The organism is Bowmanella yangjiangensis, from assembly GCF_017255015.1.
GTDB lineage: Bacteria > Pseudomonadota > Gammaproteobacteria > Enterobacterales > Alteromonadaceae > Bowmanella > Bowmanella yangjiangensis.
This window is the reverse complement of the sequence record NZ_JAFKCS010000001.1, coordinates 58,772-83,709: the sequence shown is the minus strand read 5'-3', so window position 1 is coordinate 83,709 and position 24,938 is coordinate 58,772. Positions and strand designations below refer to the sequence as shown.

The following is a 24,938-nucleotide window of genomic DNA, read 5'->3' as shown; positions in this document are numbered from 1 at the left end:
AATCAAAACACTACATTCAAAATGGGAGAATCTTGCAACAAATGGCAAGAAAGAGACGGTGAGGAAAAACAGGCGGCGAAGGTTTACTCTGTTAGTAGTTCGGCGCAGGTAGCCAACACCTTATCCAGTTTGTCTGAGGGGTCTGCAAGCGCAGAGAGAAGTTCGGGGTTATGTGATGTTTCTGCGAGATGCCGTAGCTTGTTACGGTGAGTTAACACGTCGCGAATTTCACCAAGCGAAGCTTGTCTGCCCAGTTCTTTTTCAACCTCTGCCACAACCTGTAGGGCAACCAGGGAAAATGCGGGTTGATGCACTAATTGCTGTGCCAATAATTTGCTGGCTTGCTTTTCCATACGCAATCCTTTGCTAAGTACCTTTAAGTGTTGATGAAAATAGCCATACGTCAAATAACCCGTGCTATTTTTCCCAAGCCTAGGGGTTGGACGGTCTATCCCTGAAAGGCAGGGAGCGTCTCAACGAAACTGTCCTATCTACCCAGGGGTATGGGCACCCCATTCCCGCATAGCTGCAACACTTTCCAAAAAATCGATGCCAGGTTGTTCAATCAACCAGCACCACCACTTAAAAATGCTAAGGCAAAATTCAGACCAATAAGTAAAAGTGTTTAAAATCAAAATATTAAATAAGCAAGCAAGACCAGAGAAAAAAACATGTATGAAAAATTGACAGTTAGTAATTTGTAAACTACTCATAGCCCAATCACACCGGCATTAGCCTGTCCGATAGTTTTCATGGGGATTTTTTGTACTTGTCTGGCTGAATGGGTTTCCTAATTTCAACAAGCATGGAATACTTTTTAACCGGAACAGGAAGACAACGGAATTGCCAGGTACTGAATGAGCAGCACTAACCTCAACTACCAAACCGATCAAAAGGGACTCGCCCTACTCATCGACAGCTTCTATCAGCAACTAAAAAAAGTAGCCAGCACGCAGCGCTGGATGATTGGGCTGCGAAGCGGCACCTTATGTACCACGGTATTAGTGCATGAATCCTTTCTACGCCTGAAAGACATGCACAGCTGGTCTGATCCACAGCACTTTCTGCGCACGGCCAGTAAAGCAATGCGCTACGCACTTATCGATTATATTCGCGCCCAGAACACAGATAAGCGCAGCGCCCCAGATCTGGATGAATGGCTGAATATTCTGGATGGCGTGAATGAGCCAGGCTCTTGGTTGCTGGATATTGAAGATGCGCTGGCCACACTGGAACAAGAACAGCCCAGATTAGCCAACGTCGTTGAATGTCTGTTCTTCGCTGGATTAACCGAAAAAGAAACAGCAGAGCTACTAGGTATAAACGAACGTACCGTCAGACGTGACTGGCAAAAAGCACGCAGTTGGCTGACCAGCGAGCTTTGCCCCATTTGATAAAAATTTGCTAACAAAGGGTTACAGATTTGCCCCGCTTTTCGTGCCAGTATCCCTGCACGCTGACCAGCCATTCCCTACTGTTCGGGCAACTCGTCGGCTCCACTCACCTAGCGAAGGATAATAATATGAAGTGTTTGCTGACGGGGCTGTTGCTTTCAGCCTTGCCGTTTTTCAGTGTTGCCGAAAACATGACGTCGGATGTCAGTGCTTACAAACAGGAACTGATGCAGGAAATTATCAACCAGTTCCAGGACGACGGAACTTTTACTCAATTGGCGCAATGCACAAACCAGCGAGCCGAGCGTTTAAAGGACCACTTTGTTCAGACACTGGATAAATGTCTGGATACACCGGATGCGTCCGAAGAGGCACTAAATCAATGCCTGTATGTCGGCGTAGGCAAGTTAAGCGGTATCCCGGCACAAAAGCTGAGAACTTGTGTAGAAAGTACAGCGGAAAACGACAATCAAGATAAGCTTGAGCAAATTGAAAAACAGATCGCTGAATTGGAAGACCAGTTAAATCTGCTTTCAGAAAAAGACGACTTGAATGAAGCGGATCTTAAACGTGAAGCGGCCTTACAGTCCAAATTGGACAGCCTCTACATCAAATTAGATGCCGAAGAACAGGCGCAAGGCCGTCGTTCTGAACAATAGTGGTTTGATAAATCGCCCCGGTATTTGCCGGGGCTGCATCTAGTCTTTCATTGCCGGAACTGAAACATTGAAGGCCCGTAAGCTAGCCAGGGCTTTTTCGACCCTGATTTTAGCCAACTGGCTAAAGTTCTCTGCATCCATATTAAATGCAAAATAATGGCTTCCAGCGGCATCTTCCACTATCCCCACATACCAGCCTCTAGCGCCGCCTTCTGGCAACATACCGCCGCCAGTTTTGGCATAGAGCCTGACATTCTGGCCACTGCGCTGCAAAAATACGGGTTCAAATTCCTCATAGGTTGCGTCCTTCAGTCCCAACTGACGATGTTTATATTTACGCAAAAACTCAACCTGATTTACCGCACTAATTTGCAGACTATCCCCCAACCAAAAACGGTCAACCGGGCCAGATACATCCTTATTACCATAGCCAAATTCCGCCACATATTGCTCATACGCCGTTTTACCTAAATCCGCAGACCATTGCTGATACAAAGGCAATACCGAGTGATCAAAAGCTGATTTCAACTTATGCGCAGGCTCACGCCAGGAAGAGAACCACCAGCTTTGCTGAGGGTAACGATGTAAATCAATACTGTAACTGTCAGCGCTATTGATCTGACCTGTTTCAAACAAAATCAAAGTGTTGGGGATCTTAAAGGTAGAATAAGGCGCAAAGTCCTGATGTGCTCTGGATGGGTTAATAAATTGCCATTTTTCACTGACTTCGCTGTATAGCGCCAGAGTGCAGGCTTCACCTTCTTCACAAGGTTCAACTTGCTGCGCCATGGTTGTTTGTAACAATGAAAGGCTGAGTAAGCCGGTTGCCAGTAAGCGTTTTAACATAAGAGTTCTCGATTTCGACCAGGTTTGGTTTCGTAAAAGCCCAGCACATCTTTGCCACTAACAATGCTGAATTCCTCAGCTCGTACAAAACCATTAGTAGCATATGCCGTACCACTGGACTTGCGGCACAAAGAACAATGGCAGTGAATAATGCTGCTGACTTCTCCCTCTACAATGACTCGCACGGCGCCACATAAGCAACTCCCCTGGTACATTCCCTCTGCCTTTTCATCGTTCAATTGTCTTGGTTTATCTTACCTAAAGCCTTATCACTTCTCATGAAACATTCATTACTGGCAGGACCAATTAGGTAAGCAAATATTAACGGGGCGAGAATCCTTTCACACAGCTGGAAGGCAGGTATAAACCTATAGCATGCAAACTGAGACTCAATATTAAAGCTCAGACTTTACCTAAATCAATCCGATACTTAGTCGCAGAGTACCTTTGTAAGCTTTCGTTAATTTGAGTTTTTTATACTGATATGCAGGTACAATCAGCAGTTAGGAAGCATTCTCATATAAGGAGTAAACATGAGAAAATATCTGGCCGCGCTGTTGCCTATGGCATTACTGGGCTGCTCAGCCCCGACACCAACTGATCCAGCCCCAACTATAGTCTTAGTGCACGGCGCCCATTTTAATGCCGCCGCCTGGCAACCACTGCAAAAAGAGTTAGAAAAACACGACTTAGCCAGCAAGGCTGTTGATCTGCCAGGAAGAGGCAGTGACCCAGCCCCGGCAAGTGCCACATTGGAGAGTTCAGCAGCAGCCCTTTGCCAAAGCCTGACCGCGATTTCAGGCCCGATTGCCTTGGTAGTGCATAGCCAAGGTGGCGCCATAGCACATCAGACCCTTAGCCAATGCCCTGCGGTTAGCATCACGGATATAGTGTATGTCTCGGCGGTCGCGCCCATAGAGGGTGCCAAGCCATTTGCTTTGCTAAGTGAAGCGGATGAAAAACACTATTTTAGCGGTATTACCTATCAAGATGGCTGGATGAGGATCACCAACCCGCGGGCTTTTGCTGAAACATTCACCGCAATTCCGGCCTATTATCCGCAAGTTATTAACTTAGCAGTGGATGAACCGGCGGCCACCGGCGACGGTCAGGTCAATCTTTCAGTCAGTAAGTTGGAGGCGATTCGTACCAGCTATATCTTTGCTGAGCAGGATCAAATCATCTCCCTTGCCAGCCAGCAAAAAATCGCTGCGTCTATTCAGCCTGACCAGCAATTTACCTTAGCCAGCGGTCACTTACCTATGCTGAGTATGCCAAAGGCCCTGGCAGAGAAAATTGTGCAAGCTATCCGTCAGGACTCTTAACAATAGAGCCAAACTTGCCAATAAAAAACCCGGCCTTGGCCGGGTTTTATCATATCTAAACCAGTTACAGTTTACCCAGAATCTCGTCGCTAAGTTTCAGGTCATCATTTTTATTAACCTGCACCCCAGCGCCAATTACATCACGGGCAATATCCTGCGCTTCCAGTAACGAATGCATCTCATAAGTACCGCACTGGTATTCGTTTAGTTCAGGAATTTCAGACTGATTGGCTACCTCTAACACATCTTGCATGGCCGCCAGCCAGGCATCTGCTACGCGCTGCTCAGACGGTTCGCCAATCAGGCTCATATAAAAGCCGGTACGACAGCCCATAGGCGAAATATCAATAATTTCCACGCCGTTACCATTTAAGTGGTCACGCATAAAACCGGCGAACAGATGCTCCAGGGTGTGAATGCCCTTCTCGCTTAGAATATTCTGATTGGGAATACAAAAGCGCAGGTCGAATACCGTGATGGTGTCGCCTTTTGGGGTGCTCATGGTTTTGGCTACGCGCACTGCCGGAGCATGCATACGGGTATGGTCAACGGTAAAACTATCTAATAACGGCATGATACTCTCGCCTGAAAATTATCTGGATTAGGTTAGGCGCAAGCATAGCATGCCACCGATTTTGCATAAACTCTGTCCTGCCTGAAGACTGACATTGCAGCCAAGTTTTGGCTAATCAGACAACAAGCTTTGTGCCTCTAAAAAGAAGCGTCGATACATGGCACCAGCCTCCCCCATGGCATCGAGATCTTGTTCAAACTCAGCCAGCCGTTGCCTGGCCGCTTCTTTATCCTGGTCTGCCAGAAAGCGTATGGTCAACGCATGTAGCTTAAACTTCAGTAGAGGGTGTAGCTGCATGGTTTCCAGTCTGCTGCTCAGTGCAGAAAAGCCCTCTGTTTGGTCTTTGCCTTGCTTCAGCCTGATATCCATTAATCCCATCTCGCTGGACAGACTCAACATGCCATCCTCACCTTCACTTTTTTGTGCCATCACCAGCGCACGCTGCATACCTTGTTCTGCTTCGTCCAACTGGCCCAACTTAGCCAGCAAAGTCGCATGATTGGCAAAGCTGGCGGCGGTGGCCGCGCCCTCGCCGACCAATGTCAGTTTCAATTGGGCAATTTCGCCAATTTCGCTGGCAGCACGCTGAATATCCCCTTGCCGTAAACTGATCTCGGCCAAAGCTTCCCGGCAGTTAAGCATATCCAAACTTGCACCCAACCCTATGGCCTCTGCGGTATTCACTGCATCGGTAAAAGCTTGTTGTGCCTGAGACAACTGATCTAACTGCCTATGCGCTTGCCCCAGAGAGGCTTGCAACAGCATCCTAGTGCGACTGGGGTTGGGCCAGGATTGGCGAAGCTCAAGCAGCGTATCTTCAAGTAAGGTGATGGCTTGCTTAGGCTCATCACCTAAACGCAGTAACCTAGCCTCAAGGTCGCGACTGCGTATCAATTCAATCTGATAGCGCTTGTCCTTTGACCAAAAGCGCTGAGCCTGCCCTAGCAACACAGCAGCTTCCGGCAGCTTGCCTGATAACTGCCATAAGGTGGCCAAACCAAAGGCCGCTGTGGCCTGAATATCTGCTGAAACCTGCGGGTTATCCAACAGCGCCTGATACATGCGCTGCGCCCCGTTGATATCTTTGACCAGGTTATATATTTCTCCTACCTGCAACACCATTGGCGCGGCGACATCCGGTTGTTGCTTGAGGCTGGTCAGTAATCTTTCCTCATGAGCCAGCAGCACTTCCTGGGGAGTAAGCTTAGTGTCAGGGCGACTGGCGAACAGACTAAGCAGAAACTCCATTACGCCAGCCTGCTTTTGTTCCTCAACACGCAATCTGTCGCGCTCAAGCGCCGCCTGGTACCCCTGATACAAACCATTGCCTAAAAACACCATAGCCAATAACGCCAGACCGCTGGCAAAGGGGTTGCGTCTGACAAAACAGCGAAACCTATAACCCCAGCCACCAAATCCGCTGACCGGGCGCCCATCCAGCACTGCCGCTACGTCGGCTCTGAGGGCATGTACCGACTGATAACGTTGTCCCGGTGTCTGGCTGCAAGCCTTTTGCACTATAGCGCTAAGCTCACCAGGCAAGGCCGACAAGTCTGCCGGGCTTAATCTGGCTTTATCAAACAAAGTTTGCACCAATAAGCCGAGATTTGATTGCTGCTGGCCCAGACACTTTCCGCTTAGCATACTGAACAGCATCAATCCCAGACTATACACATCCTGATCGGCGCAAGGTGCCCCCCCCTGCCAAACTTCTGGTGCGGCATAGGCGGGTGTGCCGCCCTCTTTACCAGTATGCTGACCCAGCTCGGCACTGATACCAAAGTCAATCAGCTTTAAATGCCCGCTGTTGGATACCACCACATTTTGCGGCTTGATATCCCGGTGGATGAGGCCAAAGCCGTGCAGATACGCCACTGCGTCGCAAAGTTGCAAAAACAACAGCAGACGTGCACGCAAAGAGAGTTTATGGGAATTAATGTAGGCAATGGGATCTGTACCTTGCAGGTACTCAACCACCATATACAGGCTGCCGTCTGGTGCTTTGCCGCCATCAATAAGGCGGGCAATATTGGTATGGTTGAGTTTAGCCAGGCGTCGCCGTTCCAGCGCAAAGTCCTGTTCCAGACCCTGCTGATCAGGCTTGACTAATTTCAGTGCGGCAGGTTCCTGATGAACCTCATCATCCCGTTTAACCAGAAACACCTGGCCGCTGCCGCCATCCCCAAGTAAGGACTCAAGACGCCAGACTCCCAAAACACTATAAGGTAATGAGGCAGGTAAATGCTCAGGGTGCCGATCTTCCGCCGCCAACATTCGTCGCACTCGAGCGATGATGTCCGGGCTTAAATCCTGTTGCTGTGACAGCCACTGCTCGCGCTCAGCAGAAGGTATATCTACAAGTTTTTCAAACACGTCCATCAACTGAGCGACTTGCACAAACACATTCCATTGTTGTTTTTTTGTGCATGCATTGTGGAGCAAGTTCTGCGCAATTGACAAGCGTTTCCCGTCCCTCTGACCAATCACCATTCAACAATGTCCGCTTTTTTCCCCTTACCACGATTTAAGGCTTTGGAAAAAATTCATGGAGTTGCAGAAATGAAAAAGCTACTTACCATCGGACTGGTCAGCTTGTTGAGCGCTTGTGGATCAGACTCAAGCCATTCTCCTGCCACCGAACCCGATGCAGCCAACAGCCCCCCCATTGTCAGTCTGTCTGGACCAGAGCTAGCAGCATCCGGACATAAGGTTGTCTTACAGTTGCAAGCTGAAGATAAAGACGGGCAGATAAGCGCAATTAAATGGGCACAAACTCAGGGGCCTCAGTTGGCTTTACAGTCAACCGAACTGACTATGCAGCAGCAACTGAACCTGCCCCAGTTAGCGCAGCAAACGGAATTTAGTTTTTCCGTCACTGTTCGTGATGACAAAAATGCCGAAGTCGTGGTAGCCCATAGTTTCACTGCGCTACCGGCAGCGCTCGCCATTACCTACCAACTGACGCTAACCACGCCGGATGGCACACCACTGAGCAACCAGGAAATATGGATTGGTCAGCCTCCCAGTTGGACTGCCTACCACACAGATGCTCAGGGTCAGTTGCAAATTGACGATATGGCTGACACTCAGGCGCTAATAAAAATAGCCAAAGCTGGATATAACACCTATCTGGCACCTCTTAAACAGGAGCTGAGTGAAGCATTCACCCTGATAAACATTGAGCTGCAACCGGTACAAACCCAACTCACCTTTGATGGCGGTCAGGCACAGCAATTGCGCGCTGAAAACGGCCTGCAGTTGAATATTCCGGCCAACGCCTGGCAGGTAGAAGGAACAACAAAGGGAAACGAGCTGTTGATGGCGGACATCAGCCAAAATCCCGACCTGCCAGCACTGCAATTTGCTAATGCCCCCAGTCAGGTCACCAACCTCAGTTTTAGCACTCAGCAAGGTTCGCCTCTGAGCCTTAAGCCAGGCCAATTTGTTAGCGTAACATTCCCTTATCAGGAAGATGATGAGGATTTACTTTCTTCCTTGGTTGAAGGTCAGCCTATTGTGCTCAGCAGTCTGAACGAGCAAAACGGCCAGTGGCAGGAAGAAGTTACCGGTACCCTGCAACGCGATCAGCAAAGCCCCAGCGGCTGGTCAGTGACAGCTGACCTTCCCCACTTCAGCTATTGGGGCTTCGGTCAATTTAACCATTGGGTTATTGGACCAACGGATCCGGCTGGATTGTACTGCGTCGACTATCACAAACTATACGCTGGCGTGCAAAGTCTCTGCACCCGTGCCAATGGCGAGTGGCTGGTGCCCTTGATTGCCCCGCTCAAGGCCAGATACTGCATTGAACGTCGTATCAAGACCGGTTTAGATGCGAATGGCAATGCGATTTGGGGCACTGAAGTGGATTGTTACGGTGAGCACAGCTTCCAGTCCCAAGACATGCATGGACGCACTGGCTATGTATCCACTGTGGAAGCCGGCGTGACGGCTTTGGCCCCAGAGTCGAAACTCATCATCTCTCATCAAAAGCTGGCCAGGCTTGGCCAAACCTATTTCAACCGGCTGGAAACCCTGGGTATCAGCTCACAAGGTCGCCAATACCAGGTATTAAATGGTAGCTTGCCGACCGGTTTGCAATTTGAGCAAAACGCTATCCGCGGCACCCCGCAAACCCTGCAGCCGGAACAGTCACTTTTAGTGCAGGTCAGCGACGCATTTGGCAATCAGGCCCAAGCCAGTCTGCAGTTGGGGGTGGCACCTCCTTTTGTCGCCAGTAACATACCGGCAGAGCATAAAATCCTCACCGGCAGTAACCTAAGTCTGAATCTGACGCCTTCCAGCGGCCTATCTCCCTATCTGTTTACGCTGGTAAATCCAGACAATGGTATGCAGTTAGACCCCAGTTCCGGGCAATTCAGTTTCAGCACGGCACAAAAGGGCCAGTATCTGCCTTACATGGTGGTCTGCGAACAACAAGCCGATGCCTGCAGAGATGACCTTGGGCAGACGAACTACCGCCCAATGATCAGCGTTTATGAACCGGCCGTACTAGGGTTCAGCGAATTGCCAAGCGGACGATTAACGCAAAGTTATGAATTCACCTTGGTATACAACCAAAGCGACGACAGATTTATTTTTGCCGATCCGGTGCATAACTGGCAGGTCAGTGGTTTACCGGTGGGATTAAGTCTGCAATCGCGCACTAAACTGCAAAACTTCAAGCAGTTGGAATACTGGGTTATTGCCGGTACGCCCGAGCAAAGTGGTGAGTTTGAGGTGACGATCAATCTAACCACCGAACTGGATGGCACCATTGCCCTGACCAGCCCTCTGCTCATTCGGTCGATAGCACCGGAAATCAGTGGCACCTTACCTGCCAGCCTGAATCTGGGCGAGCCGATGAGCCTGGCACTGCAAACCCTGCAGGGCAGCGTCTTAACCTGGCGCCTGGCCTCTGGCAGTATGCCAACCGGACTGATACTTAACAGCCAAACTGGCGTAATCAGCGGCACACCACAATCAGCGGGGTTTTACAGCTTTGTGGTGGAAGGTGAAGATGCCGCAGGGCAAGTGGCCAGCTTGTCATTGGCCACCCAAGTTATTCAACCGCTTTTACCGCCCAGTTTAAGCGGCAGCCCTGGCAACGCTATGGTGAACCAGCCCTTTAGCTTCAGCCTGACCAATCAGGGAGGAGCTGTCAGCGCTTGGCAACTTCAAGGGACATTACCCAGCGGCTTGAATCATCAAAATGGCACCCTATCTGGTACACCAACGGTGAGTGGCAGTTATCCATTGCAGTTTACCGCCAGCAATGGTGCAGGCAGCAGCAGTCACAACGTCACTCTCGTTGTTCAGCCTACTCCCCCCGCTCTCGGTGGTCAGTTACCAGGCCAAATCCTGACTAACCAGATATTCAGTTTTGTCCCTTCCAACAGCGGCGGCCAGGCCGCGAGTTGGTCTGTAAGCCAGGGCAGCTTGCCGACTGGCCTTAGCCTTAACACCCAAAGCGGTGAAATCAGCGGCACCCCCACTCAGCCAGGTAATCACTTTGTCGTGATTGCCGCAACTAATGGCGGAGGCAGCGACACCCTGGCACTGACCTTCACTATTGTGGATGGCAATCTGCCGCAACTGAGTTTGAGCATGGATCCGGTTTTCTTTATCAATCAGGCCATCGGTGTGCAACCAATTAACAGCGGCGGCCATGTCGACACTTGGAGTATCAATGCCGCGCTGCCCGCTGGCTTAAGTTTCAACCCAAGCAACGGGCAAATTACCGGCAGCACAGCCACTGATGGGGATGTTCAGGTAGAGGTAAGCGCAGCCAATCAATTTGGCACTGATACGCTTAGCTTTACCCTGCGCATTCTCGGCGTGCCAGCGCAAATACAGCAGTTGTCAGCCGTCGGTTCGGATGGTTTGATTGATATCAACTGGCAAGCAGTGGCTCCCCGCCATGCTGCTGAAACTATAGGTTATAGGTTGTATCTGGCCGATGATGCCAGCCTCAACTCAAGCAACTATCAGGGACTGCCACAAGGCCAGATGTTGGATAACTTGACCGGCACCCACCAGCAAATCCAACTGACCAACGGCAGTGCCCGCTACGCACTAGTCGTCGCCTATAACCTCGCTGGGCAGGGACAAGACAGTCCGCTGGCTTATGCCACCGCCCAGCAAACCCAGAACCTCAACCTGCGAGATAGCGGATATTTGTTATGTGCCAATGACGACGACAGCATGGCAGGCGGGCTGTCCCAACTGGCATGTTCCACTGATCCCAACAGCAACGTGGTGCAAGGGCAGGATGGATTAACCGGGGCCGACGCCAAAGGCCAGCAAACACCGTCCGACAGTTTCACCAAACTGGATAGCCAGGGCAATGCCCTCGCCCAGCAAAACCAGGATTGGGACGACAACGGCTCTGAGGCAGCAGGCAGCCAATGGTCATGCTGGCGGGACGATGTCACCGGCCTTGTCTGGCAAGTTAAGCCAGGTGCAGACGGCATTGTGGGCAATGCCGGGTTACATGACGGCGATAATCTCTATGCAGTTAATGCAACCAACAGCGATCCACTGAATTGCCATTCTGACAGTCAGTGTAACCTGACGAGTTATATCAAGGTGACAAATCAGCAAAGCCTCTGCGGGCTCAGCAACTGGCGATTACCGGCGTTGAATGAGCTAATGAGCATCGCCGATATGCAGCACGGTAGTTTATTGTTCACGCCACCAGCCTTGGCAAGCGGCAGCCCTTTGCCGCTGCCAATCGGCAGTGACAGTCTGTTTGCTGTGGCCGATATCCCTTACTTCAGTCAGCAACCCAACAGCCAGGCACTTGACCTGAGAACCTATACACTGGTGCAAGATACTAACCTTAGCCAGCGCAGTGTATTGCTGGTTAGTGGCGCTCCTCCCAGCCTCTATGCTCAGGCCACCAATGCACAGCCCCAAATAGATGGCAGTCAGGTCTGTGACAATCTGCTACCCAGCACGGCTGCCAGTGACAGGTTCCAAATAATCGGCGACGGTACTTTGCTGGACAGCTATACCAATTTGATGTGGCGCCGCTGTGCATTGGGGTATGACTTTGATGACGCCACGCAACAATGTGTTTTAAGTGGTGCCGCGCAAAGTTTCAGTTGGATTGAGGGACTGGCGCAGGTGGCCAGCTTCAATGACCGTGTGGATGGCACTAATCACAACCACAGTGACTGGCGCATGCCCAATGCCAAGGAAATGCAAAGCCTGACTGAATGGCGCTGCAATGTGCGTATGAATATGGCGGTATTTGCCAGCCCGGTTCAGACAATGTGGACCGCCACGCCGTGGTCGGGCATCGCGCCTTATACCCAAACTCATCAGTCACTGATGTTCGACAGTAGCGACGGCAGTTTAAAACGTGCCGACCGAACTGACATGCTGGCAATGATGCTGGTGAGAGACAACGTGTCGCCCAACAACCTCCTGAGCCAATTGAATCTCCCCCTGTCAACTCAGGGTTTTGAGGCGGCCAATGTCAGCATCCATGTGCAAAGCCAGGTAGCAACCTGGCAGATGCTGCAACCAATGAGCCCACAACCGGCTTCCACTGCGCTGCATTTAGACCCGCAATCTTTGGGTGCCCTGACCTGGAGCATAGGCAGTGATTTTACCCCACTACAGACCCCGGCAGAGAATCCGCTGCTGGGCACTATTGACTTTGATGGACAGGGTAATCCCGTTGCCGGGCCCGCCATTACCCCCAACTTTATCCTGCGCCATAACAACACCGGCACCTTGTACAAATTGGCGTTGTTTATTCAATTGGCATCCAACGAGGACCCTTATCGGATCCTGGATGACAGCGTGATTTATCAATGCGCTGGCAATGATATTGCCAGTTGCCCTTAACCCATGGGGGGCCGTTGCCCCCCTAAAACTTTGGAGCTCATCCATGAAGAAAACCATCGCATCCGCGCTACTTGCCCTGGTAGTTGGCTGTAATCAGGCAACCAGTAGCCCCATAGACGAAAAATCAGCATGTGAACTACTGGATGCTGGCAGTTTACAAAACATTCTGGCGGCCAATATCGAATTGCAAACTACCCTGGTTGATGATTTTGAACGCCGCTTAAGCGGCGTGGCATCACGCTGTAAAGTGCTGTTTGTCGATGACCCGGCACCCACGACCTTTGCTGAACAGTTTAAGCAGCGCACCTTGATTTTCAGCCTCTATACGCCGGAAAGCTTTGCCAAGGGCAACAGCCTGATGGAAGAAAAAGGTAAAAAACCAACACTGGACTTCGAACGCCACTGGAGCAATCTCAGTCGTAATCAAAAGGTTGACGATCTGGCCCGGGGCCAAGGCTTTATCCGGGAAGTGTCGGTAGGCAAGATGAAAGAAACCCAGGGGTTGCTGCGCCACGATGACCTGTTGGTGGTTATTTCAGTCGCCAATGCCCCTGCAGATACTGCCCAAAAGCTCCTCACCACTATCAGTGAGCATGGCAAGTTCTAATGTCACGCAATCGCAAATATTGCTGGCTGACCCTGGCACTGGCGAGTAGCGCCGGTGCCTTGGAACAGCCCTATCAGGCCATCTCCCAGACAAAGTTACAGCAATGGCAGGGAGAGGGCTTTTTTACCCTGAACAAAGAGTGGTTTAGCAACCATGATGGCAGTGGCTTTGATGCCAATGGTCAGTCGCTGGCTGCGCAGTTATCAGAGTTCAGTTATAGCTATCTTCTGTTTGCCAGCCAGGAAATCCCCCTGCCACGGGTTCGTTATCGTTTGCGCCTGTGGCGCTACCCCGCACAGTCCATTCAATCTCCGGCCCTCAGCCGTATCGAGCTAAGTCGCTTTAATCTTGGCCCCATGCTGCATAAACAGCTGGTGCTGGAACTGGGTGAAGCGCATGTCGCACCGCTTCAAGAATTTGGCGAAGGGCCGCATATAAGCTGGCGCTTTGATTTGATCAATTTGTATGGTGCGCCTCATGTAGTGGCGGCAAGTCGAAGACAGTTCGGTGATGAGCAGGCCAGCGCTGAGGATTGTTTGGGTTATTCATGCCTTACAATAACCCTGTCACCACCACAAGCCATGCCAGATAAACCACTAGATCTACCTATATGGCAAGCACCTTACCGGCTACAGCATGGCGTGAGCGAACCCTGGCTGCTGGATACCTTGTATCACACCCTGACGCTGGCGAATTTAGAGCCGGGTGATTTACCGGATAAACCGCTACTGGAGATTCTGCTTAGCACGAATGTTGAAGGGAATGATCCTGTATGGCATGCACTGGCCAGACAAACACAGTTGGGCGATGACAGCCTCAGTGAAAGCTGGCGGGAACTATGGGTGTGGCCAGGTGGCGAGGTAGCCCTGTTCGGCTATGACCTGTGCCACCCGGACCGTCAGTCAGATTGCCAACCTAAGGCAGACTGACGGTGACTCTTGCCAGTTCAGTCTGTGCGCCATAGTAATCGCTGACATACAGCACATCGTACTGTCCAGAAGAAGGTGCGGTAAGACTAAGCGGTGAGCGGCTGGGGAAGTCTCCGTCCAGGGCCCCGCCCCAACTATCCTGACTACCTTTGGCCACCAGCACAATTTTATCCCCTTCGGCGCCTGGCCCCTGCCAGTCAATGCTGATTGTTTGTCCTTGAATTGATTGCACAGTCAACGTGGTTTGCATGGGTGCAATACTCAATGGCTGACGTAACATTTCCTCACGGTTTGCATGCCAGTTTGCCACCAATAACAAGTCATACTCGCCGCTGTCGTTAGCTAGCCGCAGCTCCCCTTGCCCATCGGTAAAACTGGCACGGGATAACGCTTGCGACATGGCTTGTCCACGACCGACCAACACCAGACTCAGTTCAGCATCGGTCTGAATATCACTGCTTACGATAAGATCACTGCCCGCCAGAGCCGGCTCCTGCCAGGTTAGGGTAGCGACCAGCGGCGTCACGACCACATCCAGATGGGATAGGCTTTCCCGCCTATTGTAACTGTCAAACAGATAATGCGCCTGATACTGGCCAGGCTCAGCAGGGGCCAGCAGCTCAACCTTGTCACGCCCAAAGGTTTTAGCTTCAACTACTACATTACCCGGAGAAGGAGTGGCTCCCTGTTTAACCAACACCACCTTATCTTCAATCTGTGCCTGACCTTGCCAGCTCAAGCTGAACAGGCGTGTCGCCATGACCTCCTGTGCGCCAATAAGCACAATGTTTGGGGCTTCCGGTAACTTATCGGTTTGCCGGGCCTTATCCAGGGCCTCGCGCAGGGCCTGCTCGTTGCCCGCATCAAAGTAACGCCCACCGGTGCTGCTCGCCAGGCAGCTAAGCTGCGCTTTATCGGCTTCCTTTTGTATATCAAATCCCACCACATGCGCGGTGAACTCAATGCCCTGCGCCTTCAATGTGGCAGCCAGGGTACAAGGGTCGCGCTCGCAGCTTTCAATGCCATCGGTGAGCAGGATCACCGTACCGCCTTGCCCTTGCATGGCGCTAGCGGCTTGCTCCACCGCAGCGGTGAGCGGCGTGCGTCCTTTGGGCGTCAGACGATTAATCTTGTCTTGGAGCGCAGCGCTGTTCGGCTCACCAGGCGACGCAATTTGCTCGATGTCGTCACAGGAAGATTTCACTCGGTGACCATAGGCCCAGAGAGACAGCGGCCGATTCTGTGGCCAGTCTTCCAGCATTCGCTGTAATGCGCTTCTGGCACTGTCAATTTTGGCCGTACCTTGCACTTGTCCCCACATGGAGTTAGACACATCGATAACAATGGCGGTCGGTGCTTCTAAGGGTGGTTTGTCATCTGCGAAAGCCAAGGGTGACAAAAAAAGTGCAAACAGCGGGGCGGTTTTCATAAAGGCTATTCCTTAGCTGTGGACCGGTTACAACCGGCCGTATAAAAGTACTGTGCTAAACGCATACCGCTTTGACTCTCATGCAAGCTGACACGCACAAAAGGTTCTTCGAACATCGCCGGGGCCTGATATCGCCAATCATCACTTAACTGCGCTGTGCCATTTACTTTTAGCACCAACATGGCGCGAAGCGCACTGTGCGTTGCGGGTAAATAAAAGTCGATGACCTGACCTGGATTGATGCATTGCAGGCTTGGCAACAGCGGAATACTGTCATCGGGCAGCATGGCCGATTCAGGCGAAGGTGATGATGTGCCATAAGGATCTGTGTCAGTGTAATCCTGGCTGACATCCCCCTCTTCAGCCCCCTGATGACCGAAGGGATCAGAGGATTCCTGCGGGTTTACTTCGTCTTCTGCCGCACCTTCAGAGTAGTCATCTTCACCTCCACGGCGCCGTCCGCGTTTTGCTTGTTCCCACTCAGGATCGGAGTCACAAGTTCCTACCCCGAGCATGGCACTGAGCTGAGCGAATTCTGCCAGGGTAGCTTCGGACGTATATCCAGCAGACGAGACTAAGGCGCGAGCCAGTCCCAGATCTTGCGTATCCAAGTTTGCTGGTTTGGCGCGAAAGCGAAAACTGAACGGGGTAGAAGGTAAGATAGACTGCTGACCGTTGAGCAGATGCCCTTCAATGGCCTGACCGGACATCACCCCCTCAATAAATCCCCCGGCTACTGAGGTGATGGTATAAGTCGGCGGGGGCGGCTCCACGGGCTCATCCTTTTTACGTTCAACGGCATCACACAGACCATCGTGATTCTCATCGGTACAACCACTGGTAAATAAATACCGCTGACCTAAGGTCGCGTTCAGCACACCGCGCAGCGAACCTGGCCCTGGTGCCTGATCAGAGTTAATCATCAGGCTTGAATCATCGTCCCCCGCCTGAAGCATATGACCAACTGGTCTGCCCGGCTGATGAAAAGAGGTGATAGACACCTTATCTCCCTCCCATTGCTGTCCGTAAGCGCTAAAGCGCCACTCACAGCCACAGGACAAACGCATTTCCCGGCTCAGCACCAGGCCCTTTTGAGAGCGCACTTCAATCCGCACACTTTGCCCTTTTTGAGTTTTGGCCGGGGCTTGATAAACCCCCTGCCGGCTAATCTGACCTGGCCCCTCCAGCACCCGCCAACTCAATCCCTGCATGACTTTACCGCCGCTCACCGGTACCCGAAAAGTCACTGTACTGTCTGGCTCAATGCAGCCTTCCCCCGGCACAATTGTGGTTGGATCAATGCGGGCCTGCGTCTTAATGTCGGGGCGCTCTTTGAGCCAGGCAGACACATGGATAGGAAAAAGTTGTTCATTGGCCTTGGTGGACACATCCAGGGTATAAACCCACTGTGCATATCCATTGACGTTCATGCGTGTTGGCGTACTGGACAACTTGTATTGATGAGTTGGCTGACTGGTTTGAAAATCAATGACAAACTGCGGCGGTAAGCTGGTCTCTTCGCCTCCCCAGGCAATAAACAGCCGGATAGTTTCACCAGGCATCACCACTGGGTTGCCAGGGTTGATATGCAGACCCTGACTTTCTCTTACCCGCACTTCATATTCTGCCGTGGCGTTGGTATTGCCGAACTTTCCCGAACGGGTATAAGCGTTAAGCAGCACACGCCCCGCAGCCACGGCGCGATAGATCATCAGCCCATCTTCGGGAAAATCCACCTCAACAACGCCAGTTCTGGACAGCTTGAGGTCAACGTAACCTCGCTGATAAATATTGACCGGCGGATAATCAAAAGGTGGGATCACGCCATTACCTGGCAGTTTTTCAATAATTTTGCCTAATATTGTCCATTTGGAGGTATCTAACAGACCTTCCAGCAGCCCGTCGTTACGCTGTGCTTTATACAACGACTTTTGAAACTGACTTTGTGCCTCCGCACCTAGCTGACGTCCAAAATTGTTTCTTGCCAGACTCGCAGCCGACCCAGTGCGGGTGCTGGCCAGCTTATTGACCGGTAGATACTGTAAAACAAAATCCAGGGCGATTTTGCTCATGTCCAGCCCTTTGGCTCTTGGTGTAACCCAAATCGCGTTTACCACGCCACCGTCCGGCTTGGTATGCACATAAATAAGGTCGTTGGACGCGGCAATTTTCATGTCCAGCAATTTATGTGGGTAAAGGCCGTCTCGCAGCTTGTCAAATATGGTCCATATGAATAAGCCCTGCCCGGCATAATCGTAAACCTTACCCAGCTTCTTATTGCCCGCCACCGTGGCCAAGGCATTACCCGCTGTAAATAAGGCACCAGCTGCATCACGGTAAATCTGCACATCCGGCAATAAGCCAGTTTCAGAGTGAAACTGTCCATACATAGCCTCAGATAAGGACTTAGCATCAGGAAACACCGAAAAGTTAAACGACGGGGCAGGCCCTTTGCTGGTAGAGCCGACGGGCAGAAATGGCCCAGCTTGTTCGGATGCTGGCTGATATATCAACGGCACTAGCGCCATCTCACTGCCATGCTGAGATTTTTCCAGCATACGTAAAAGCTGTGTTTGTGGAGGTAGCGGCTCCGTGTCGTCTGGCATTCGCACTGCCGCCGCTCGGCTCGCCAAATCTTCATACATAGTTTCCAGCAGCCCGGTAGCGGCTAACAGCGCCTCCATCAGTGCCAGCGATTCACTCTGCTCGGGGTCGGCACGCATGCTCGCCAACAGATTGGCAAAACTCTGGGGATCGGCGTCATCGGCCAGTGACAGAGAAAAAGCCGATAAAATCTGCAAGGCGGGAATATCGCCATCCTCCTGCTCGCGCAGGCTGTCGACATTTTTACCCAGTGGCAAGGCTTCATTTTCCAATCCCTGGGTGAGCAGGGCCAACAACGCATCTAAGGCCCCATCAGCACGTTGCAGGGGAGCAATAGTTACACCAACCGCAGGGCAGGCCCATTCACCATCGGTGAGAATGATGTCGGCCCGCCCGCCTTGCCAGGGCGTATCCGGATGCCAAAGCAAATTAAAACGCAGGGCATCCGCATTGCCTTCAAGGGGTAGCAGATAGCCTTCGCCTTGTTGCGCTTTTACCCAGGCAAACAATTGCTCAGGTTCAGATACTGGCACATCCACACTACCAATCACCTCGCCGGGCTCAAGTATTGGAGCATTTTTGCCGGTAAAACTGCTGGGGCAACGCTCCGTGGCCAAACTCAGGTTTGACCAAGCAAGCAGCGAAACAAAGACAAGGCTAACTGCGCGCATCTTCTCTTCCTTAGAACAGGTCTTTGAGGAAACCTTTTACTTTTTCCTTGACCTTTTCTTTGGCTTCTTGCTTCGCTTCGTTTTTGCTTTCATCTACCGCCTCACCGGTCGCCTCTTGCATCAAACACAGCGGGTTATACTCTGCGGCTTCTCCTTCACAATTCATGTTTTTGGTACCGCCGAGCATGCCCGAGACCATCGACAGATCCTGGATACGGGTATTAGCAGGCAGGGAATAGTAGTCGGCGCCTTTACTCACCTTGTTGACCTTCAGTAGGCGCATGTCATCGTCGAGCCTTAGCAAACCTCCATAGCCGTCGAGCTGCTTTTCCATTTGGGCAAACTGCTTGGGCAGCGCACCATCGGCCCCCACCATACTGGCCCACTTGGCGGTCATATCCAGCAGCGCACGACGAATCTCAATCAGACGGGCATCTTTGGACAACACCATCTCTGAGCGCACCTTCTTGCCGTTTTGCATATAGGTGGCAATAAAGATATTGCCGGGGAAACCCGCGACTTTCTCGGTTTTACCGGTATTTACAATCTCGGGTTTCATCTCAGTGGCAGCGGCTTCCGCAGTTTGACCGCCGAAAGCCACACCGGCTATGTCCTTAAGTGATATGGCGATATAGCCTTGTTTGGGGTCGCCACTGACACTGTATACATCGTCGCCCTGACGCAATAAAAACTGACCTTGCGCAAAATTCATGCGCATTTGCTGGTCGTTCTTTACCACGATATCCATTTGTTGCCCGGCGAAATCATATACCGCCTGAATATCAGCAAAAGCGCTACTGCTTAAGCAGCAAAGAGAGATGGCAAGAGTTTGATAAGCTTTCATGTTCTAGTCCCTTTTTTGGTTGTAACAGGGATAGATCGTGCTTAGGTGAAAAAAGCGGACACCACCGACAATAAATATTTTTGCCGGTGTGGGAAAAGGTCAGAAGCGATTAGAAGGGGTTTAGTGTCAGAGAGGAAAATGCCAAGGCAGCTAGATATTTGTATTGCACCTTGCACCTTATCAATGGCTTAAGCCCTTGATCAGTTCGAGCACAGATTTGAATTCAGGATGTTTGGCACTGCCCAGCCATTCAAACAACAGCATATCGCTGTTGCTGAGTCTGGCCCCTTCTTGTGCCAACCGCGTTACAGCCAGTTGTCTGGCTTCGTCATAGCGCGAAGCAACTGCATCAACCGGCACATGCACCTGCTTACCCAACGCCAATAGCCCCATGGCTGTTTGATAAACACAGACATGCGCCTCAATACCACACACCACCAGATGTTCGGCAGTTAACTCAGATAAACACTGGTGAAATTCAGGTTCAGCGCAGGCATCGAAATGCTGTTTTATGATAGGTTGACGCCCCGCCAATAAGGCACTGAGTTCGGGCAAGGTTGCACCTAAGCCTTGCGGGTTTTGTTCCAACCAGATGATAGGGACACCCAGCTTGTCAGCCGCTTGCAGCAAAGCACCTATGCGGGCCAACAAACCGGATACGTCCGGCATCATGCGCGCCAGTTTGCCCTGTACATCAATCAGTATCAGGGCACTATTGTGCGCGTTTAGCCGGACGGGCATAGCTATTTAAGCAGACGGATAGCGAAAGGTACGCGGAACTCCTTACCACTGGATACCGCTACCGCACCCAAAATACAGAAAATCAGGTGCACAAGGCCAATCACAGGAAGCAGTAATGCACCAATCAGGATCACGGTCAGGATCAATGCGGCAATATAGGCAAAAATAGCCGTAATGGACCAGTTCAAGGCTTCTTTAGATTGATCCAGTACATAGGCATCGTCTTTCTTTACCAGATAAAACACCAATCCCGGAATAAAGCCAAAAAAGATAGTGCCGATCCACAACAATAAGGCCAGATTCTTAGAATCCTGGCTAACTTCACTGGATTCAGTGGGAAGTGAGTCTGACATGATAATTTTCCTTTTGTTTTTGTTTAGATACCCGAAATCGAGACTCTACAAGAGATTCCAGAAATACACTACTACGACCAGCCGGGTTAGTTATTCTGTACTTTGAACGACACTTGATCCCCGGCTTGAATGCCATTTTGGGCGAACCAGCCCTGATTCATTTCCCATGCGTAACTGGCAGGTTGTTCAGAATCAACCGGAGTCAAATCATGGGGCTGCATAGGCTTGATAACTAAGATTCTGCCTTGCTTATCGACAAAAGCTACGTCCAATGGGATCAGGGTATTCTTCATCCACATGCTGATTACCCGTGGCTCGGTATACTCAAACAGCATGCCGCAATCGCTGCAAAGATGCTCTCGATGCATCAAGCCTCGAGCTCTGGCCTCATAACTTTGCGCTAGTTCCAACGATAACTGCTTGTCAGCCACCGATACCTGTACCTGACCAAACAAGGATTCACCGGCCATAGCCAGAAGCGGGGCCAGACTCAGACCGCACAATATCAGTATCAAACGCATGCCAATTTCCAAATAAATAAACGAGGTAACACGTTAGCGGCACATAAGACGCGATGCAACGATTAGGGTAAGTGGCTGATAAAGTCGTCCAGGTCAGTACTATGCTCGGACAACAGCAGGGGAATATGTACCTTTCCCTTTGCTGCACTGTTGATTAAATCCATAAACAACGGCCCGACCTCACAAGCGATGCCAATACATCCAGCCGATTGCGCCAAGCAATAAGTGGCGATTAGCTCTGGCAAGGCATCATTGGTGAGGGCAGCGCCATTGCCAGCGTGTTCATACAGTACCCAGTTACTCTTTCCAACTACTGCGGCCAGCAAGGCTTGGCGATATTTCACCAAGCCTTGTCGGTTAAAACTGCCCATAGGAAAGGTATGTAATACCCGGCCTTTCAGGTTAAGGGTAAAAGTACCGTGCTCCAGCATACTTACATTCCGCGTTTCATATTGCTATCAAGTATAACTCGTTAGCAGATTAGGGCCTGTTACGCCCTAATCTGTCATGACTGCTAACCCAGTGGCCGGCGATCACCGCACAAGCCAGCGAAATATCACCCGCCAGTACAGTCGCGGCGACAATCTCGGCAAACTTGTTGGCCTTGCCTTTACCGTAGCATCCCAATAAATTCAGGCACTCTTTTTGGGTTGGTAGCCCAGTCCCGCCGCCATAAGTGGCAACAATTAACGAAGGTAACGTCACCGACAAATACAGATCGTCGTTTTCCAGTAACTCATGGGACATATGACCGGCGTGAGACTCCACCACATTGGCTTCATCCTGCCCGGTGGCAATAAACAAAGAGGCAATACCGTTGGCTGAATGGGGACCGTTATAGGCAGCCCCGGCAATCCGGGCACCCACATTAGACAAAACGGCGGCCTTGGCCATCATCCGGCTATCTACGTGCATAATCTTACGCAGCACCTCTTTTTTCAGCACAATCTCGGCAATCACCCGCCGCCCTCTGGAGTGGATCATATTCAATTGCGAGTGTTTCTTATCGGTATCCATATTGCCCGACAGCAGGTAATCGCAGGGGATAGGAGAATGTTGTTTGATCCATTCACTGGCGGCCAGCGTGGCTTTGCTCACCATGTTCTGTCCGGCAGCATCGCCGGTGGTGTAGTTAAACCTCAGGTAGCGCATTTTGGCCACCGACCACTGTTCGATATGTTGCAGTTTGGCAATACTGCTGGTGCTTTCTGCCACTTCGGCAATAGTGGCAAAATTGGCACTAACCCATTGGCCAAAGTCGCGAGCCTGACGGGCATTTTCAAATAAAAAGGCTGGCGCACGCTGCATAAACTGTTCGACGACTGTGGTTGTCACGCCACCACACTCATTGATCACCCGCATACCACGGCTATAACTGGCAACCAGAGTACCTTCGGTGGTTGCCAAAGGCACATAAAATTGCCCCTGAGCATACTCACCGTTTATTTGTACGGGTCCGGCAATACCCACCGGCATCTGTACTATACCGATAAAATTCTCGATATTGCCTGGCAATACACCAGGATCAATAGTGAATTGACCTGTGTATTCCAGTGTCTCCCCGGTTTTATCAGCAAGAAAACTACGGCGTTTGTCGGCCATCTCCCGGCTGTAATCATTGCGTCTGTCCCTGGGAATGCGATCGTCTATGTTCATGCTTAGTCCTTCAGTGCGCTCATCTAAATGGAAATTCTACTTTTCAGGTGTTTTCTTACCTTAAGGCGGTATTTTCGCCGTGACTTCACTACTATTTTTAGCATTATCTACGCCAGTTACCATTAAACGTTGGGCAGATGGCAGAAACATGACAAATAACAACAGCTTGGTTGTCAAAAAAGTTGAATAGGCTAAAGCAGTAGTCAAATTTTCGCACCAATATAGTGCATGAATTTAACTGCACTGCTCTGTGACGAACAAGGAAAACCTGTGGGTCCCAGTGTGCTAAGAAGGGATAACGAAAGTGCCGAAAATGCGCGACTCCACGGACGGAGGAGGTAGAGCGACTCAGGAGACAAAGCCGAGGAGCACCATAGCGTAAGGAAGGCTATGGAACAGCTTTAGCTGGCCTGCGAAGCAGGTAAGCTACAGGGAGGTAGCTTATAATTATCTGCCCGTCCATCCTTGGACATCGGCGCTCTTTGGCATCCAAGCCACCGCGCCATACCGCTCATCCTAAGCATAAAAAAGCCGGGACAAGTCCCGGCTTTTCAATGCTTAGTCAGCTATCAGGCTACATTCAAAGTAGGAATGATTTCTGCCTTAGCTTTTTGCTCAGCTTGCTTGAACTCATCCATACGATCGAAGTTCAGGTAACGGTAGATATCACCGGCCATAGAATCGATCTTACTGGCGTATTGCAGATACTCTTCGGTGGTCGGGATACGACCCAGAATAGCACCCACTGCCGCCAGCTCCGCAGAGGTCAGGTACACATTGGCACCGTCACCCAAACGGTTGGGGAAGTTACGGGTAGAAGTAGACAACACAGTGCTGCCAGCGGCTACACGTGCCTGGTTACCCATGCACAGTGAACATCCTGGCATTTCGGTGCGCACACCGGCACGGCCATAAATGTTGTAGTAACCTTCTTCCATTAGCTGCGCCTGATCCATCTTAGTCGGTGGTGACATCCACAGACGTGTGGTCAGGGCTTCTTTGTTCTGCTCCAGTAACTTACCGGCGGCACGGAAGTGGCCGATGTTAGTCATACAAGAACCGATAAAGACTTCATCGACCTTGTCGCCAGCTACGTCAGACAGGGTCTTAGCGTCATCCGGGTCATTGGGGCAGCAGACGATTGGCTCTTTGATATCAGCCAGATCGATTTCGATGATTTCAGCGTATTCCGCGTCTGCATCAGCTTGCATCAGTTCAGGTTTAGCCAACCACTCTTCCATCTTACGTGCACGACGCTCAAGGGTACGAGGATCACCGTAACCTTGGCTGATCATCCAGCGCAGCATAGTGATATTGGAGTTCAGGTACTCAGCAATAGACTCTGGAGACAGCTTGATGGTACAACCCGCTGCTGAACGCTCAGCAGAAGCATCAGACAGTTCAAATGCCTGCTCAACAGTCAAATCTTCCAGACCTTCAATTTCCAGAATACGACCAGAGAAGGCATTCACTTTACCTTTCTTGGCAACGGTCAACAGGCCTTGCTTAATACCGTAAAGTGGGATGGCATGCACCAGATCACGCAGAGTGATACCAGGCTGCATCTTACCTTTAAAACGTACCAGCACTGACTCAGGCATATCCAAAGGCATAACGCCGGTAGCGGCCGCGAAAGCCACCAAACCAGAACCGGCCGGGAAGGAAATACCAATGGGGAAACGAGTATGCGAGTCGCCACCTGTACCTACGGTATCGGGCAACAACATACGGTTCAGCCAGCTGTGAATAATACCGTCACCAGGGCGCAGCGATACACCACCACGGTTCATAATGAAGTCTGGCAGGGTATGCTGAGTTTCAATATCAACTGGCTTAGGATAGGCCGCAGTGTGACAGAATGACTGCATGGTCAAATCGGCAGAGAAGCCAAGACAAGCCAGGTCTTTCAGTTCATCACGGGTCATTGG

The 24,938-nt window shown here is 51.1% G+C and carries 19 protein-coding genes and 1 pseudogene; 6 read left to right on the top strand and 14 right to left on the bottom strand.

Features of this window, described 5'->3' with window-relative positions; genetic code table 11:
* Positions 1–83: 83 nt before the first annotated feature.
* A complete protein-coding gene (locus J0A65_RS00350) occupies positions 84–353 on the bottom strand; it encodes a hypothetical protein (protein WP_206592126.1) in 270 nt (89 codons plus the stop codon).
* Positions 354–857: 504 nt separating this feature from the next.
* Between J0A65_RS00350 and J0A65_RS00345 the strand changes: the two genes are divergently transcribed.
* Both J0A65_RS00345 and J0A65_RS00340 read left to right on the top strand, forming a co-directional pair.
* Positions 858–1,394: an ECF-type sigma factor gene (locus J0A65_RS00345; RefSeq protein WP_206592125.1), complete on the top strand. Its 537-nt coding sequence runs from the start codon at positions 858–860 to the stop codon at positions 1,392–1,394.
* A gap of 128 nt (positions 1,395–1,522) precedes the next feature.
* Positions 1,523–2,053, top strand: a complete 531-nt coding sequence (locus J0A65_RS00340) for a hypothetical protein (RefSeq protein WP_206592124.1) — start codon at positions 1,523–1,525, stop codon at positions 2,051–2,053.
* A gap of 39 nt (positions 2,054–2,092) precedes the next feature.
* On the opposite strand, the gene J0A65_RS00335 is transcribed toward J0A65_RS00340, so the two are convergent.
* Positions 2,093–2,899 carry a class D beta-lactamase gene (locus J0A65_RS00335; RefSeq protein WP_206592123.1) on the bottom strand — a complete coding sequence of 269 codons (807 nt, stop codon included), beginning with the start codon at positions 2,897–2,899 and terminating at the stop codon, positions 2,093–2,095.
* Positions 2,900–2,907: 8 nt separating this feature from the next.
* Positions 2,908–3,114, bottom strand: a pseudogene (locus tag J0A65_RS00330) (GFA family protein); the annotation flags it as partial.
* A gap of 318 nt (positions 3,115–3,432) precedes the next feature.
* Here J0A65_RS00330 and J0A65_RS00325 point away from each other — a divergent pair.
* Positions 3,433–4,224, top strand: coding sequence for an alpha/beta fold hydrolase (locus J0A65_RS00325; RefSeq protein WP_206592121.1), 792 nt, complete (start codon positions 3,433–3,435; stop codon positions 4,222–4,224).
* Positions 4,225–4,288: 64 nt separating this feature from the next.
* Here the strand turns inward: J0A65_RS00325 and luxS are convergent, their stop codons facing one another.
* Together luxS and J0A65_RS00315 are read right to left on the bottom strand one after the other, a co-directional pair.
* Positions 4,289–4,798: an S-ribosylhomocysteine lyase gene (gene luxS / locus J0A65_RS00320; protein WP_206592120.1), complete on the bottom strand. Its 510-nt coding sequence runs from the start codon at positions 4,796–4,798 to the stop codon at positions 4,289–4,291.
* A gap of 111 nt (positions 4,799–4,909) precedes the next feature.
* Positions 4,910–7,195, bottom strand: a complete 2,286-nt coding sequence (locus tag J0A65_RS00315) for a serine/threonine-protein kinase (protein ID WP_206592119.1) — start codon at positions 7,193–7,195, stop codon at positions 4,910–4,912.
* A gap of 162 nt (positions 7,196–7,357) precedes the next feature.
* Between J0A65_RS00315 and J0A65_RS00310 the strand changes: the two genes are divergently transcribed.
* The 3 genes from J0A65_RS00310 to J0A65_RS00300 are packed head-to-tail and all read left to right on the top strand — an operon-like array spanning position 7,358 to position 14,191.
* Positions 7,358–12,655, top strand: a complete 5,298-nt coding sequence (locus J0A65_RS00310) for a putative Ig domain-containing protein (protein ID WP_206592118.1) — start codon at positions 7,358–7,360, stop codon at positions 12,653–12,655.
* A 43-nt stretch (positions 12,656–12,698) separates the two neighbouring features.
* Positions 12,699–13,262, top strand: a complete 564-nt coding sequence (locus J0A65_RS00305; RefSeq protein ID WP_206592117.1) for a hypothetical protein — start codon at positions 12,699–12,701, stop codon at positions 13,260–13,262.
* Entirely contained in the window at positions 13,262–14,191 is a 930-nt protein-coding gene (locus tag J0A65_RS00300; protein ID WP_206592116.1) for a hypothetical protein, read from the top strand. The genes J0A65_RS00305 and J0A65_RS00300 overlap by 1 nt, the downstream gene beginning before the upstream one ends.
* Here the strand turns inward: J0A65_RS00300 and J0A65_RS00295 are convergent.
* From J0A65_RS00295 to J0A65_RS27230, 9 genes are all read right to left on the bottom strand, one after another.
* Positions 14,178–15,620, bottom strand: a complete 1,443-nt coding sequence (locus J0A65_RS00295) for a vWA domain-containing protein (protein ID WP_206592115.1) — start codon at positions 15,618–15,620, stop codon at positions 14,178–14,180. The two genes, J0A65_RS00300 and J0A65_RS00295, sit on opposite strands and share 14 nt — an antisense overlap.
* A gap of 5 nt (positions 15,621–15,625) precedes the next feature.
* Positions 15,626–18,895: a hypothetical protein gene (locus tag J0A65_RS00290; protein WP_206592114.1), complete on the bottom strand. Its 3,270-nt coding sequence runs from the start codon at positions 18,893–18,895 to the stop codon at positions 15,626–15,628.
* Between the two features lie 10 nt (positions 18,896–18,905).
* On the bottom strand, positions 18,906–19,739 hold the full coding sequence (locus J0A65_RS00285) for a hypothetical protein (RefSeq protein ID WP_206592113.1): 834 nt from the start codon (positions 19,737–19,739) through the stop codon (positions 18,906–18,908).
* Between the two features lie 180 nt (positions 19,740–19,919).
* Entirely contained in the window at positions 19,920–20,480 is a 561-nt protein-coding gene (locus J0A65_RS00280; RefSeq protein ID WP_206592112.1) for an isochorismatase family protein, read from the bottom strand.
* Positions 20,481–20,482: 2 nt separating this feature from the next.
* Positions 20,483–20,833 (bottom strand): DUF4870 domain-containing protein, encoded by a 351-nt coding sequence (locus tag J0A65_RS00275; protein WP_206592111.1) that lies wholly within the window; start codon positions 20,831–20,833, stop codon positions 20,483–20,485.
* Between the two features lie 86 nt (positions 20,834–20,919).
* Positions 20,920–21,354: a DUF192 domain-containing protein gene (locus J0A65_RS00270; RefSeq protein ID WP_206592110.1), complete on the bottom strand. Its 435-nt coding sequence runs from the start codon at positions 21,352–21,354 to the stop codon at positions 20,920–20,922.
* Between the two features lie 62 nt (positions 21,355–21,416).
* Positions 21,417–21,785, bottom strand: coding sequence for a hypothetical protein (locus J0A65_RS00265; protein WP_206592109.1), 369 nt, complete (start codon positions 21,783–21,785; stop codon positions 21,417–21,419).
* A gap of 49 nt (positions 21,786–21,834) precedes the next feature.
* Positions 21,835–23,010 carry a hydroxymethylglutaryl-CoA reductase gene (locus J0A65_RS00260; RefSeq protein WP_206592108.1) on the bottom strand — a complete coding sequence of 392 codons (1,176 nt, stop codon included), beginning with the start codon at positions 23,008–23,010 and terminating at the stop codon, positions 21,835–21,837.
* Between the two features lie 569 nt (positions 23,011–23,579).
* The coding region (locus J0A65_RS27230) for a bifunctional aconitate hydratase 2/2-methylisocitrate dehydratase (protein ID WP_232849659.1) at positions 23,580–24,938 on the bottom strand (1,359 nt) is incomplete at its 5' end.